The sequence below is a fragment of the Undibacterium umbellatum genome, assembly GCF_014284125.1.
In the GTDB taxonomy this organism is placed as follows: domain Bacteria; phylum Pseudomonadota; class Gammaproteobacteria; order Burkholderiales; family Burkholderiaceae_D; genus Undibacterium; species Undibacterium umbellatum.
In genome coordinates this window covers 814,365-827,784 of record NZ_JACOFX010000001.1, presented here as the reverse complement: position 1 = coordinate 827,784, position 13,420 = coordinate 814,365, and the positions used below count along the sequence as shown (strand labels likewise).

Below are 13,420 nucleotides of genomic sequence, written 5' to 3'. Positions count from 1 at the left end.
AAGCGAGTATGGATAAGCAGGCTGATTATGCTTACATGCAGCAGGCGCTGGAGCTGGTCAGGCGCGCCACCATAGAAACTTCACCTAACCCCAAGGTGGGTTGCGTGATAGTGCGTGAGGGTCAGGTGCTGGGGCAGGGCTGGACGCAGCCGGTAGGGCAGGCGCATGCAGAGGTGCAAGCCTTGCGTGATGCCGCCACAAAAGGCCACGATGTCCGTGGCGCTACTGCTTATGTCACGCTGGAACCTTGTAGTCATTTTGGCCGCACGCCACCATGCGCAAATGGTTTGCGTGATGCTGGTATCGCACGCGTGGTTGCTGCCATGCAGGACGCCAATCCGCAAGTAGCCGGTCGTGGCTTAGGTATCTTGCAGGAAGCAGGTGTCGAAGTTGAGTGTGGTGCCTTCCCTGACTTGGCTTTGCAGGCGCGGGAATTGAATATAGGTTTTTTTCAGCGCATGGAAACTGGCATGCCCTGGGTCAGAATGAAAGTCGCTGGTAGTCTTGACGGCATCACAGCATTGTCAAATGGGCAGAGCCAGTGGATTACCGGGCCAGCAGCAAGGCAGGATGGGCATCTTTGGCGCGCACGTGCAGATGCGATTTTGACTGGCATAGGCACGGTGCTGTCAGATGATCCCATGCTGAATGTGCGAGGCGTCGACACGCCACGTCAGCCGCAAAAAATCATCGTAGATTCGCAGTTGCGAATCTCTGCACAAGCCAAGGTTTTGCAAGGTGGTGCGCTGATTGTATGTGCTGTAGCTGATGCAGGAAAGCAGCTTGAGTTGGAGCATGCAGGCGCAGAAGTGATCTGCTTGTCCGATGAAAATCAGCAGGTGGATTTGCCAGCCTTGATGCAGGAATTGGGGCGAAGGCAAATTAACGAATTGCACGTCGAGGCCGGGGCAACATTAAACGGCGCATTGATCAGACAAAATTGCATTAACGAGCTCTTGATGTATTTGGCACCCAAGCTCTTGGGTAGTGGGGCTGGTTTATTTAATTTGCCTGAATTGAACCATGTGGATGAGGCGAGGGCTTTGCAATTTCATGAGGTCAGCCGGGTAGGTGATGATTTGCGCATACTGGCTCGCTTCAAATAATTCATGTAAATGTGAAGCATAAAAGAAAAAAGGATCGTTGAATATTCAACGATCCTTTTTAACTTGGTCGGAGTACAAGGATTCGAACCTTGGACCCCCTGCTCCCAAAGCAGGTGCGCTACCGGGCTGCGCTACACTCCGAAAAACTGGTCTGTCATTTATTATTTAAGTTGATGAAGTCTTAAAAAACAAGATCTGAATCTTCCGAAATAAAAGGGACCGTCTCTGACGATCCCTGGAATCTGGTCGGAGTACAAGGATTCGAACCTTGGACCCCCTGCTCCCAAAGCAGGTGCGCTACCGGGCTGCGCTACACTCCGAAGACCGCAATATTACTGCTTTAGGGCCTTGCTGTCAACCCGTTTGCCTGCGTAGCCCACTATGCCAGCTACTTACAATGATTTTCTACTCTCGAAATATCGCTCTCGGCCAGTGAGTGGATCATCAAATCGGATGGACTTTGCCAATAATTGCAATGGTGCAGAAAAGTCATCGGCCTTGCAGGGCAGGGCGACCGGATAAAAGGCATCATTCACAATAGGTGCACCCAGGCTGCTCATGTGAAGTCGCAATTGATGTTTTCTACCAGTCACAGGCTGCAGTTGATAGAGGCTATTTTCTCCACGTCTTTCCTTGATATCTATCAAGGTCTCGGAATTGGCGATACCGTTTACCTCACGCATGACAAAGAACTTTTCTGCTTCTTCCATGCGGCTGCAATGGCGTAGTGGGAAAGACAGTTCAGACAGGTGCTTTGCGACTGCGAGATAAGTCTTTGCCATGTTTTTGCGCTGGAACATTGATTGATACTGCCCGCGGGTGGCAGGATTGTGTGAAAACAGCATGACGCCTGCAGTCTCTCTGTCCAGCCTGTGTATCGGAGTCAGATCCATCAAGCCAGTATTTTTCTTCAGCCTGACCAGTAGAGTCTCCTGTAAAAAACGACCGGATGGAATGACGGGCAAGAAGTGCGGTTTATCGACTACCAGCAAATGTTCATCCTGGAACAGGATTTCTTCATGATACGGAATAGGCGTTTCATTCTCGATTTCACGATAGTAGTAAATACACATGCCGCGCTTGACCGCGCTATCTGCAAGCAGGACTTTGCCATGTTGATCAACGATCTCATGTTTATCCAGGCGTGCTTGCCAGGTGTGGGCAGCCACATCAGGGAAATGATCTTGCAAAAAACGGAAGACATTGTCCCAATGACCTTCTGGTATCCAGATATAGCTGGGGGCGATGCCATCGCGTACGGGTAACGGCAGAAATGGAGGAGACTGGACTTGCATGCTTGATCGTTTATCGGGTGGTCTATTTGCTCCGCCATACTATCACGCAGGCATCAGTCAGGAGTTTGGCGGACTGCCCGGCATTATGAAACTATCCGCCCGGGATGTTAAAACGGTAAAATGCTGGTTTTAACCATTATCGCGTTCTAGTATGTCAGCTTCTTCGACAGCAGGGCGCAGGCTAGTGATCTCATGACTGTACGTACCCGTTTTGCTCCCAGCCCTACCGGCTATCTCCATGTTGGTGGTGCCCGCACTGCCTTGTTCAGCTGGGCATTTGCCCGTCATTTTGGTGGCACTTTCGTGCTGCGTATCGAAGATACCGATCTGGAACGCTCTACGCCAGAAGCCGTGCAAGCCATTCTCGATGGCATGAACTGGCTGGGCCTGCATCATGACGAAGGCCCTTTCTATCAAATGAAACGCATGGAGCGTTATGGCGAAGTATTGGCTGACATGCTGGCTAAAGGCACGGCCTATCATTGCTATTCTTCACCGGATGAAGTTGAAGCCATGCGTGAACGCCAGCGTGCTGCAGGTGAAAAACCACGCTATGACGGCACATGGCGCCCTGAAGCTGGCAAGACCTTGCCAGCGATACCGGCTGACCGCAAGCCAGTAATACGTTTCAAAAACCCTCTGGATGGCGAAGTCAGCTGGCTGGATGTGGTCAAAGGACAAATCACTATCGGTAACCGTGAGCTCGATGATCTGGTTATTGCTCGTCCTGATGGCACGCCGACCTATAACTTCTGCGTTGCAGTCGATGACTGGGATATGCAAATCACCCATGTGATCCGTGGTGATGATCATGTCAATAACACACCGCGCCAGATCAATATCCTGAATGCGCTGGGCGCGACTCTGCCGCATTATGGTCATTTGCCTATGATATTAGGCCCTGATGGCCAAAAACTGTCCAAGCGCCATGGTGCCGTCAGTGTGATGGAGTATCCAAAACAGGGCTATCTGCCTGAAGCCATGCTCAACTATCTGGCCCGCCTGGGCTGGAGCCATGGTGATGATGAGATATTCTCCATGGAGCAAATGTGCAGCTGGTTCGATTTAAGTCATTTGTCTGGTTCTGCTGCCCAGTTCAATCCTGAAAAGCTGGCGTGGATCAATAACCACTATATCAAGGCGGCAGACAATGTGCGCCTGGCTGGTTTGATCAAGCAGCAAATGCTGGACGACGGGGCGCAGTTTGATAATGCGCCCGCACTGGAAGCCGTGATCGCACTGTTGAAAGAGCGCACCAATACCACGGTAGAACTGGGACAGGCGGCCATGCTGTTCTATCGCCAGCCGGCAGCAGACCCGGCGTTGATGACCCAGCATGTGACTGAGGCGATATTGCCAGCCTTGCGTCAATACGCCGAGCTATGCAAAACCGTGGAGTGGAATAAAGCAGCCCTGTCTGCCGCCATGAAACAAACCCTGGCAGACTTCTCACTGAAGATGCCACAACTGGCCATGCCTTTGCGCTTGCTGCTGACAGGCCAATTGCAGACACCATCTATCGATGCTGTCATCGAGCTGTTTGGCCGTGAAGTTGTTACGCAACGTCTGAGCGTGATTGCAGGCTAGAAAGTCTGGGGGCTTTACATCTGACGATGTATCCCCTATAATCTTGTTTCTGTTCTGCAGCGTCGGGGGTATAGCTCAGCTGGGAGAGCGCTTGCATGGCATGCAAGAGGTCAGCGGTTCGATCCCGCTTACCTCCACCAAAAAATGTGGCAGAGCAGAAAACATACTTGTTGTCCCCATCGTCTAGAGGCCTAGGACATCACCCTTTCACGGTGAGTACAGGGGTTCGAATCCCCTTGGGGACGCCAATCAACTTTATTAAGTTATTGTGGACAACAAGTTGTTAGTATTAGGTCAGTAACACGGACAGAATATGTCCCCATCGTCTAGAGGCCTAGGACATCACCCTTTCACGGTGAGTACAGGGGTTCGAATCCCCTTGGGGACGCCAGTAAGTTCTCGTTAAGAGAAACAAAAAAGCCTTGAGAAATCAAGGTTTTTTTGTTTTTGCGGTATGCTTTACTCTTCATCAGTTTTTTCGATTCTGTATTTCTTTCGGCAATTTCGACAATAAGCATCCAACATGATGTCTCAGCGAAAAGGAGGGGAGGGATGGATAAATTCAAAAATCCCCAGGTTGCAGATGTCTTCAATAACTATCCACCTCACATGAGGCAAAAGCTGATGTACCTGCGTCAATTGGTACTGGATACTGCATCAGAATGTAAGGTGGCGGATACGCTGGAGGAAACCCTGAAATGGGGCGAGCCAAGTTATCTCGCGAAAAAAGGCAGTACTGTCAGAATAGATTGGAAGAGTTCGGCGCCAGATCAATACGCCATGTATTTTCATTGCCAGACCAGACTGCTTGATACATTTAAAGAGCTTTACGGCGACAAGCTAAAGTTTGCAGGTAATCGCGCCATTATTTTTCATCAGGATGATGAGGTCCCCGTTGATGAAGTGAAGCACTGCATCCTTTTATCGCTGACTTATCACGACAGGAAACATTTACCCATGCTGGGGGTATAAACAATATGAGTTGTTTATGCTGATTTCTGTCGTGTTGCTTACTTTAGTTTTATTGTTGGCTTACTTTTTGATGTAAATCTTGTCAAATTCCCCGCCATCATCAAAGTGCTTTTTCTGCGCTTGTTTCCAGCCGCCGAATACATCATCGACAGTAAACAAATTCACAGGCTTGAAAGAAGCCGCATATTTTTTTGCCGCGACTTCTGAACGTGGGCGCAGGTAGTGCTTGGCGATCAGGTCCTGGCCTGCTTCTGTGTACAGGAATTGCAGGTAGGCGGTAGAAATTTTGCGGGTGCCCAGTTTGTCTGCGACTTTATCGACGACGGCGACCGGGGACTCTGCAAGAATGGAAATTTTTGGATAGACTACTTCGAAGTTTTCTCCAAATTCCTGACGCACGAGTTGTACTTCATTTTCAAAAGTCACCAGTACGTCACCAATTTCACGCTGGGTGAAGGTGGTCGTGGCTCCACGTCCGCCACCGTCGAGTACCGGGACATTCTTGAACAAGTTTTCCACCAGTTGCCTGGCTTGTGCTTCTGTGCCGCCATTCTTGATGACCGAACCCCAGGCGGCCAGGTAGCTGTAGCGGCCATTGCCAGATGTTCTTGGATTGGGGATGATGACTTTCAAGCCGGGTTTGCCAAGGTCGTCCCAGTTGGCGATATGTTTTGGGTTACCCTTGCGCGTCAAAAACACCATGGTGGAATAAAACGGTGCTGCATTATTCGGGAATTGTTTGGCCCAGTCTTGCGGCAACAAGCCCTTGTCGGCCAGGATGTCAATATCATTGGCCTGGTTCATGGTGACTACTGATGCTTCCAGTCCATCAATGACAGAGCGTGCCTGTTTGCTGGAGCCACCGTGTGACTGGTTGACGCTGATGCTTTCGCCTGTTTTCTTTTTCCAGTCAGCGACAAAGGCAGGATTGATGTCCTTGAACAATTCCCGCGTCACGTCGTAGGATGCATTCAGGATGCCAGTGGCTGCCTGTGCGGGCTTGTAGGCAGCGATCAGACCAACTCCTGCAATCAGCAAAGCGGCTGCGAAAGTATTACGGCGCTGGCGTTGGCGGGGTTCGATCAATTGTTTCACATGTGCGATTTTGCTCATTTTTTGCTCTCCAGTTTCAGAAGATACATCATGCGCAATTAAGCCTGCCTTGTGAACGATGAAATTTGTGCTTGCTTAGATGAAGTGCGCATAAGCAGCAGTTTTAAAAAACAAATGAGAGAAGCCAGGCATTGCGGAGGCAGGATGTATCAAAGCTCCTCCAGAAAAAAGTGCCACCTGGCGGGGATGATAGAGCTAAGAAATTTCTGATTATGTGTGTTGTTGATTGCACCAAGCGGCGCCAACTGAGGTTGATTGAGGAAGGTAGTGTGCTGAATCCTTAGCTAGAACTAATTGCATAAATAGGATGAGTGTGACCAAGACATTTTGTGGTGCAATGCAAGGTCTAATCAAGAGGTCCGATTTACTCGGACACTCTGAAAAGCAGTAAATACCTGTCTTGTAGGTTTTTGTCCTCAGACTATGCAGCAATCATTTTATAAAAGAATTTTGTAATTTCGATTTTTTTAACTCTGGCAAGGCTTGCTCTGGTGTGACTTCTTGCAAAAGCCATTGCATTGTTAACGTGGGGTATACACTAGGCAGAGCGGTTGCCAAACGATAGTAATAGGTTTTTCCAGCTTCCCAATTAACATAGCCCTCGCTCAAGGTCATCCTATTTGCATTCTCTTCGTTAGCTTTCCTTGTGAAAATCTGCTGCAATTTTGCCCTGACAGGATTCCCGGCCAATGTATCTACGGGCCATTTCTGTTCAAATTTATGCTCCCCTGCTGGTACATGAAACCATGTATATCCTTCTACGCTCAAGTCAGCGATGTTTTTGTTGTCCACGTAAAAATAGGCATCTCTGGCACCGAAAGCAGCAGTATTTATTCGGTATATATAGACTAAGGCATTACCATTTTCAGGTGCTTTAGCTGCTTGATATGCAGGGCCTTTCGCCGCGCAGGCGGTGAGTAATATGGCGATCAATAGAATAGTTATGCGTTTCATCATATGAGAACTGTTGAGAATGAAGTTAAGGGTGCGCGAAAATAGCAGATAGTAGTAACGATTGCAACTTCATTCGCTCCAAGTCATATGTAAATTACCTAGCTAAGTGATGCCTGTAATTTATGTAAAGAACAAATATGCATACTCAAAATTAGTCTGATAACCGGGTATGTTGACTGCACAACATGGGCATGAATTTTGTTACACTGATTGCCTGATATATTTATCCCGGGTCCAAATCCATGAAGATAATTTCCTCCCTGTTGTTGGCTTTATCGGCTACATGTATTGCAACATTGCCAGCTTATGCGGCTGACAGTAAAGCGGCAAGCGCTTCTGCACAGGCGGCACATGCTGGTATAGACTGGCGCAAAGACAATAACGTAGATGCGGCTTTTGCCCAGGCCAAGGCCAGCAACAAGCCTTTGTTTTTGTACTGGGGGGCAGTCTGGTGCCCGCCTTGTAATCAGGTTAAGGCAACGATTTTCAATCGTCAGGAATTCATCGATAAATCACGCCACTTTATTCCTGTCTATCTGGATGGCGACACGCCAGGCGCGCAAAAGTTTGCTTCGCAGTTCAAGGTGCGTGGTTATCCCACCATGATCCTGTTTAAACCAGATGGCACAGAAATCACTCGTCTGCCAGGTGAAGTGGATTCTGAGCGGTATCTGCAAGTTCTGACCCAAGCATTGAACACCACATTGTCCGTTCAGGACACGATGAAACTGGCGCTGGCAGGTAGTAAAAACCTCAAGGATGAAGACTGGAGTTTGCTGGCTGACTATTCATGGGATGATCCAGAGCAAAAACTTGTTCCAGGCAAGGAACTGGTTCCCACTTTGCTGAAGCTGTCTGAGGTCAGCCCCGCAGGTTTGCATGCAACACGCCTGTACTTGCGCGGCATATATGCTGCAGCCTCTGCCAAGCCAGGCCAGACCGTGCCAACGATAGACAAGGCACAGGCGACAGAGAAAGTCTTGAAAGCCATTGCAGATCAAAAAACAGCACGGGACAACATGGACTTGCTGTCGAATGGTGCAAAAGAAATAACCGAATTTTTGACCACCAGCAAATCAGAGCAGCGCATTAAACTGGTCAATGCCTGGAATGCAGCCCTGGTCAAACTGGCCGATGATGCCAGTATTTCCAAAACCGACAGGCTGGGCGCAATCATTGCCCAAGTATCCCTGGCCAGCCTGGACAATGCCAAGCCTGAAGCAGCTCTGCAAAAAGAGGTGCAAAAGCGTGTGGGCTTGATAGAGAAAGCTACCAGCGATGCGTATGAGCGCCAGTCCGTCGTCAATGCCGCTGCCTATGCACTGGGTGGCGCCGGCTTGCTGGATGATTCCGATACTTTGCTCAAGGCCGAACTCAAGCGTTCACATTCGCCGTATTATTTCATGTCCACTCTCGGTTCAAATGCCAAAAAACGTGGTGACAAAGTGGCTGCCGCAAACTGGTATGAGCAGGCTTATAACGCAGCCAAAGGGCCTGCCACCCGTTTGCAATGGGGTTCCAACTATGTCAGCAATTTGGTTGATCTGGCACCGAATGATGATGCGCGAATAGAAAAAGCCGTGCAAAGTGTCTTCGGTGAAGCCGCCAAAGTGGACAATGCTTTCTATGAGCGCAATCGTGCCTACCTTGAAAAAATGGGTAAAAAGCTCACAGACTGGAATAAAGAGGGGAAGCATCAAGTCACCTACCAGAAAGTGCGCACACAACTCGATGGCATTTGCAACAAGTTGCCAGCGAACGATCCACAAAAGTCTGTTTGCCAGGGTGTCTTGAATAAGTCTTGAACGATATAACAGCAAGGAATTTGAGTTAAGATGAGTCCTGCGGCAGTGGTGCTGCAGGATTTTTTATTGGATAAACAAGTTGCTTGAACCTGAGTGAGAATGGCCGTGGACTTTTTTCAATGGGATGAGGGTTTAAGCGTGGGCAACACCTTGATAGACCGTGATCATCAGGAATTGATAGAATTGGTCAATAGCCTGCACCTAGCGGCTAGCGATGGCAGGGATGCAGCTCTTATTTGTCGTATTCTGGATAATTTGCTGAGCTATACACAAGAACATTTCCAGCGTGAAGAAATGCTCATGGAGTATATGAATTACCCTGACCAGCTAGCGCATAAAGCATTGCACAAAAAACTGATTGCTCAGGTCCTGGTTTTGCAAGAAGCTTTGAACAAAGGTGCGCATACTGTTGCCACGGATACTGCTGAATTATTGCGTTTCTGGCTCACCCATCATATCCATCGCAATGACAGGCAACTTGCTGCAGCAGCCAAAGAGCGTGGGCTGGATCACTTGTGAACTGAGCCAGCACCAATTACCGTTTTTACTCTGGCCTGAACTGATGGGCAAAAGTAAATTCATCCGTCCTTGCCTTGTATTTCAAGCCTTTGCGCAATGCCCAGCTTGCATATTGGTGATGCAGGGGGATGATCGCATAGTCTTGCAGGGCGATTGCAGCAGCTTTTTTTGCAAAGGCTTCGCGTTTATCGGCTTCAGTCGACGCCAGGGATGATTCTACCGCTTCGTCCAATGCACGATTACTGTATTTGCCCCAGTTCCAGCTACCCCAGCCATTTTCCGCATTGACGGTGCCCAGCACTGTACGCAAGGCAAAGTCACCCGCCAGCGAACCCCAGCCCAGCAAGGCCATGCTGTAATCACCTTTCGCCGCTTTAGGAAAGTAGACAGCCAGTGGTTGAGTTTCTACTCTGGCTTGTATACCCACCTTGCTGAGGAACTGTGCTACGGTCTGTACTATTTGTTCATCATTGATATAGCGATTATTCGGCCCGTGCAGGGCGATGGCAAAGCCATTCGGATAACCGGCTTCTGCCAGCAATTTTTTTGCTCCTTCCGGGTCATACGCTTCCACCTTCAAACTATCGTCATAACCAAACACGCCAGGTGCGACGAGGTTGGATGCAGGTACTGCCAGGCCTTCCAAAATGCGGTCAGTCAATGCGGCGCGGTTGATGGCCTTGGCGATGGCCTTGCGCACACGAATGTCCTTCAGCGGATTGGTCGTCAGCGGTTTGCCTGCCTTGTCAGTAATATAAGGTGAGACCCTGGCCTGGTGATCCAGATGCCAGAACAGGGTGCGCCACGAAACCTTTTGTTCCAGCTTGAATTTGGCATTACTTTTCAGCTTGCTTAAATCTGCCGGAGGGATACTTTCTATGGCATCAACATCGCCAGAAAGCAGGGCCGCCATCCGTGGCGCGCCTGCAGTGATGATACGGAAGGAAACTTTATTCCAGGCCGATTTCTCGCCCCAGTAAGCATCGTTTTTCGTCAATTCAACGACATCACCACGCTTGAAATTGGCGAATTTATACGGGCCAGTGCCTATTGTGGACTTGCCGCTATTGAAATCATCGGTGCTCGCCTGTAATGCGGCCTTTTTTGAAACAATAAAGACAGAACTCATGTCCAGCGGCAGTGGGCCATATGCACTCGCTGTCTTCAGGCGCACGGTATATGGATCAATAATCTGTTTGGCAATGATTTGCTTGGTGTAGCTGGTATAGGGACCGGGGCTGTTCTTTATCTGTGCTGGCCGGTCGAGAGAAAACACCACATCGTCTGCAGTCATCTCGCTACCATCATGAAATTTCACGCCTTGGCGCAATTTGAATTCCCAGGTAGTGGGATTGATCGCTTTCCAGGACAAAGCCAGGCCTGGTGCGATACGTCCGTCAGCATCCACGCTCACCAGCGCCTCAAACAAGTGTGATGCCATGGCGTTATTCGGGCCGCTATTGAAATAATGCGGGTCCAAAGAATTGATGTCCGCTGCCAGACCAATTTTTAAATTCGCAGCAAAACTGAAGCTGACCGTTGTCATTAACAATGCAGCGATGGAGGTGGCGAGTAGATTTTTCTTATTCATAAATTGCATTATTACCTTGTTTATTTGCAAGCACTGTTGGATAGCGCACAGATACAGAGCTTAGCATTCACCGCCATTATGTGCTGAGCACTTGTCTTGATTGCAAATAATCTTTATTTATGAGCTTATGACAGGTTTGGACAATAAAAAACCGCCATGCATTTCCGCTGGCGGTTTTTGAGGGTAACGCAAATTCAGGCTGTAGTATTAATCCTTGTTCCTGTTATCTGGCCACTGGTATTGACCACAGGCTTGGGTTGCTCCGGCGGTGGTTCCGGTTGCTTCGCTGCGTTTTGCTTCAACTGCGCTTGCTGCGTAGCTTGCGCATCTGTGACCCGTTTTGCGTCAGCGATCGCATCAACCTTACCGGAATCGCGGTCTGGTGCCGCACCTATGGTTTCGCTATTTTGTTTTGCGCGCGCTTCTGCAGCTTGCTGAAGTAGCTGCTGGGTTTGCGCTGAACTGGAAGAATTGATTGAAGTCACCATTATCGCACTCGCTTTTGCTCACTTGGAGCGTAGATTGAAACTTATTCCAACATAGTAGTCAGGCCTGGAATATTCAAGCGATTTAAACACAAATTCATATTTATTGCTTTAGGAAAACTTGATGACGGGCAAGTTAATGATTTATTTTTCGTTCGATTTTCGTCTTACTTTAGACATTTTTTTGTATATACAAATTCGATTATATGATTGGAAAAGCTCGGTTCCTTTCGATACAGTGCTCCCCATCGGTTATATATTTTGTTTGGGAAATCAGTGTTACGAATTGAGCAATTAGCTAAGTATTACAAGGTCAACGGCGAGGATGTTTTGGCCCTCAATAATATCAATCTGGAAATTAATAAAGGACAAATTTTTGGCATCATAGGCCGTTCTGGGGCAGGCAAGAGTACCTTGCTGCGCACATTGAATTTACTGGAGCGCCCCAGCCAGGGCAAGGTGTGGATAGAAGGCGAAGACATTACTGCTTTTGACGGGCCGCAGTTACACAATTTGCGTCAGCGCATAGGTATGGTGTTCCAGCATTTTAATCTACTGTATGCAAAAACCGTCTCTGAAAATATCGCCTTTCCCCTCAAGCTGAGCGGGAAATATACAGCGCAGGAAATTCAGGCAAGAGTCATTGAATTGCTTGAACTGGTGGGTTTGCAAGATCAAGGTAATAAGTATCCTTCACAATTATCGGGTGGACAAAAGCAGAGAGTGGGGATTGCCCGTGCGCTGGCAAATTATCCGCATCTTTTGTTGTGCGATGAGGCGACTTCGGCACTTGATCCTGAGACTACGCAAGCCATCTTGCGCCTGCTATTGGATATCAATCAAAAGCTGGGACTGACCATCGTTTTGATTACACACGAAATGCAGGTGATACGCACGATCTGCGACAAGGTAGCAGTTATTGATGCTGGTGAAATTGTTGAACTGGGTGATGTAGTCGATGTCTTCCTGCACCCTCAGCATGAGGTAACGCAGAGCCTGGTTGCTGAAAATCAGGCCCTGGATTTGTCAGCGCTGGAACGCAGTGACCAAGATCCAGGCCGTCATTTGCTGCGCCTGAGTTATGTCGGCACCAGCACGCATGAACCCATTATGACCCGCATTGCAGCGCAAACCAAAATTGATATCGCCATCTTGCAAGGGGTGATCGGGCGCATTAAGAATACGCCGTATGGACAGTTGCTGGTTGAATTGCATAGCACGCAAGAGCAGTCTGAGACTGTGGAGAATTTACTCGTCAATGCAGGTGTCAGGGTCGCAAGAATCAACGCAGCGGCAGGAGTACATTGATGGATTTCTCTCAAATTGACTGGGGTGATATCGCACTGGCGACACTCGATACTTTGACCATGACAGGTGCCTCACTGCTATTCACAGTGTTGCTGGGTTTGCCTCTGGGTGTGTTGCTATTTTTGACAGGTAAAAAACAATTGCTGGAGCAGGGTTTTCTCTACGGGGTGTTATCTGTTGTGGTGAATATTTTGCGCTCCATCCCTTTCATTATTCTGCTGATTGTACTGATCCCTTTCACGCTGATATTGATGGGAACATCGCTGGGTGTGCCAGGCACGATACCGCCGCTGGTGATAGGCACGACACCATTCTTTGCGCGGCTGGTAGAAAACGTTTTGCGTGAAGTGGATAAAGGAATTATCGAAGCCTGCCAGGCCATGGGTGCCAAGACCTGGCAAATTATTTGGCATGCCTTATTACCTGAAGCTTTGCCTGGTTTGCTGGCTGCTGCAACGGTGACCACGATAGCTCTGGTGTCATATGCGGCCATGTCGGGAGTGATCGGCGGAGGTGGGCTGGGTGATCTGGCCCTGCGCTATGGTTACCAGCGTTTCCAGACTGAGGTCATGGTGGTCACGGTATTTATTTTGATTGTACTGGTGCAGTTGCTGCAATTTGCAGGTGACAAGCTGGTTTTGAAATTCACACGTAAGTAAGTTTATATTTTTTAAATTGGAGTCTA

At 48.8% G+C, this 13,420-nt stretch carries 12 protein-coding genes and 5 tRNA genes; 10 read left to right on the top strand and 7 right to left on the bottom strand.

Going from position 1 to position 13,420, the window contains the following annotated elements; all coding sequences use genetic code 11:
• Positions 1–8: 8 nt before the first annotated feature.
• A complete protein-coding gene (gene ribD, locus H8L47_RS03885; protein ID WP_186951874.1) occupies positions 9–1,106 on the top strand; it encodes a bifunctional diaminohydroxyphosphoribosylaminopyrimidine deaminase/5-amino-6-(5-phosphoribosylamino)uracil reductase RibD in 1,098 nt (365 codons plus the stop codon).
• Positions 1,107–1,170: 64 nt separating this feature from the next.
• On the opposite strand, the gene H8L47_RS03880 is transcribed toward ribD, so the two are convergent.
• The 3 genes from H8L47_RS03880 to H8L47_RS03870 all read right to left on the bottom strand — a co-directional run bounded on the left by H8L47_RS03880 (position 1,171) and on the right by H8L47_RS03870 (position 2,401).
• Positions 1,171–1,247: transfer RNA gene (locus H8L47_RS03880), tRNA-Pro, on the bottom strand.
• Between the two features lie 102 nt (positions 1,248–1,349).
• Positions 1,350–1,426 (bottom strand) — tRNA-Pro (locus tag H8L47_RS03875).
• A 72-nt stretch (positions 1,427–1,498) separates the two neighbouring features.
• Positions 1,499–2,401: a pseudouridine synthase gene (locus H8L47_RS03870; protein WP_186951873.1), complete on the bottom strand. Its 903-nt coding sequence runs from the start codon at positions 2,399–2,401 to the stop codon at positions 1,499–1,501.
• Positions 2,402–2,593: 192 nt separating this feature from the next.
• On the opposite strand from H8L47_RS03870, the gene gltX reads away from it, so the two are divergent.
• The 5 genes from gltX (at position 2,594) to H8L47_RS03845 (ending at position 4,960) form a co-directional block, all read left to right on the top strand.
• Positions 2,594–3,988 (top strand): glutamate--tRNA ligase, encoded by a 1,395-nt coding sequence (gene gltX / locus H8L47_RS03865; RefSeq protein ID WP_186951872.1) that lies wholly within the window; start codon positions 2,594–2,596, stop codon positions 3,986–3,988.
• 64 nt (positions 3,989–4,052) lie between these two features.
• Positions 4,053–4,128, top strand: a tRNA-Ala gene (locus H8L47_RS03860).
• A 32-nt stretch (positions 4,129–4,160) separates the two neighbouring features.
• Positions 4,161–4,236 (top strand) — tRNA-Glu (locus tag H8L47_RS03855).
• Positions 4,237–4,303: 67 nt separating this feature from the next.
• Positions 4,304–4,379, top strand: a tRNA-Glu gene (locus H8L47_RS03850).
• Positions 4,380–4,540: 161 nt separating this feature from the next.
• Positions 4,541–4,960, top strand: a complete 420-nt coding sequence (locus tag H8L47_RS03845) for a DUF1801 domain-containing protein (protein ID WP_186951871.1) — start codon at positions 4,541–4,543, stop codon at positions 4,958–4,960.
• Between the two features lie 60 nt (positions 4,961–5,020).
• Here the strand turns inward: H8L47_RS03845 and H8L47_RS03840 are convergent, their stop codons facing one another.
• Positions 5,021–6,073, bottom strand: a complete 1,053-nt coding sequence (locus H8L47_RS03840) for a sulfate ABC transporter substrate-binding protein (protein ID WP_186951870.1) — start codon at positions 6,071–6,073, stop codon at positions 5,021–5,023.
• A gap of 432 nt (positions 6,074–6,505) precedes the next feature.
• Positions 6,506–7,030 carry a DUF2846 domain-containing protein gene (locus tag H8L47_RS03835; RefSeq protein WP_222616381.1) on the bottom strand — a complete coding sequence of 175 codons (525 nt, stop codon included), beginning with the start codon at positions 7,028–7,030 and terminating at the stop codon, positions 6,506–6,508.
• A gap of 239 nt (positions 7,031–7,269) precedes the next feature.
• On the opposite strand from H8L47_RS03835, the gene H8L47_RS03830 reads away from it, so the two are divergent.
• Together H8L47_RS03830 and H8L47_RS03825 are read left to right on the top strand one after the other, a co-directional pair.
• On the top strand, positions 7,270–8,832 hold the full coding sequence (locus H8L47_RS03830) for a thioredoxin family protein (protein WP_186951868.1): 1,563 nt from the start codon (positions 7,270–7,272) through the stop codon (positions 8,830–8,832).
• Between the two features lie 105 nt (positions 8,833–8,937).
• Positions 8,938–9,351: a bacteriohemerythrin gene (locus tag H8L47_RS03825; RefSeq protein ID WP_186951867.1), complete on the top strand. Its 414-nt coding sequence runs from the start codon at positions 8,938–8,940 to the stop codon at positions 9,349–9,351.
• Positions 9,352–9,376: 25 nt separating this feature from the next.
• Here the strand turns inward: H8L47_RS03825 and H8L47_RS03820 are convergent, their stop codons facing one another.
• Together H8L47_RS03820 and H8L47_RS03815 are read right to left on the bottom strand one after the other, a co-directional pair.
• Positions 9,377–10,942, bottom strand: a complete 1,566-nt coding sequence (locus H8L47_RS03820; protein ID WP_186951866.1) for an ABC transporter substrate-binding protein — start codon at positions 10,940–10,942, stop codon at positions 9,377–9,379.
• A gap of 194 nt (positions 10,943–11,136) precedes the next feature.
• Positions 11,137–11,430 (bottom strand): hypothetical protein, encoded by a 294-nt coding sequence (locus H8L47_RS03815; RefSeq protein ID WP_186951865.1) that lies wholly within the window; start codon positions 11,428–11,430, stop codon positions 11,137–11,139.
• A 273-nt stretch (positions 11,431–11,703) separates the two neighbouring features.
• Between H8L47_RS03815 and H8L47_RS03810 the strand changes: the two genes are divergently transcribed.
• On the top strand, positions 11,704–12,735 hold the full coding sequence (locus tag H8L47_RS03810) for a methionine ABC transporter ATP-binding protein (protein WP_186951864.1): 1,032 nt from the start codon (positions 11,704–11,706) through the stop codon (positions 12,733–12,735).
• Positions 12,735–13,394 carry a methionine ABC transporter permease gene (locus H8L47_RS03805; protein WP_186951863.1) on the top strand — a complete coding sequence of 220 codons (660 nt, stop codon included), beginning with the start codon at positions 12,735–12,737 and terminating at the stop codon, positions 13,392–13,394. The genes H8L47_RS03810 and H8L47_RS03805 overlap by 1 nt, the downstream gene beginning before the upstream one ends.
• Positions 13,395–13,420 lie beyond the last annotated feature (26 nt).

Excerpts from the sequence above, each read along its gene's own strand:
- ribD (WP_186951874.1), top strand. The coding sequence starts at position 9 with ATGGATAAGCAGGCTGATTATGCTTACATGCAGCAGGCGCTGGAGCTG.
- H8L47_RS03870 (WP_186951873.1), bottom strand. The coding sequence starts at position 2,401 with ATGCAAGTCCAGTCTCCTCCATTTCTGCCGTTACCCGTACGCGATGGC.
- gltX (WP_186951872.1), top strand. The coding sequence starts at position 2,594 with ATGACTGTACGTACCCGTTTTGCTCCCAGCCCTACCGGCTATCTCCAT.
- H8L47_RS03845 (WP_186951871.1), top strand. The coding sequence starts at position 4,541 with ATGGATAAATTCAAAAATCCCCAGGTTGCAGATGTCTTCAATAACTAT.
- H8L47_RS03840 (WP_186951870.1), bottom strand. The coding sequence starts at position 6,073 with ATGAGCAAAATCGCACATGTGAAACAATTGATCGAACCCCGCCAACGC.
- H8L47_RS03835 (WP_222616381.1), bottom strand. The coding sequence starts at position 7,030 with ATGATGAAACGCATAACTATTCTATTGATCGCCATATTACTCACCGCC.
- H8L47_RS03830 (WP_186951868.1), top strand. The coding sequence starts at position 7,270 with ATGAAGATAATTTCCTCCCTGTTGTTGGCTTTATCGGCTACATGTATT.
- H8L47_RS03820 (WP_186951866.1), bottom strand. The coding sequence starts at position 10,942 with ATGAATAAGAAAAATCTACTCGCCACCTCCATCGCTGCATTGTTAATG.
- H8L47_RS03815 (WP_186951865.1), bottom strand. The coding sequence starts at position 11,430 with ATGGTGACTTCAATCAATTCTTCCAGTTCAGCGCAAACCCAGCAGCTA.
- H8L47_RS03805 (WP_186951863.1), top strand. The coding sequence starts at position 12,735 with ATGGATTTCTCTCAAATTGACTGGGGTGATATCGCACTGGCGACACTC.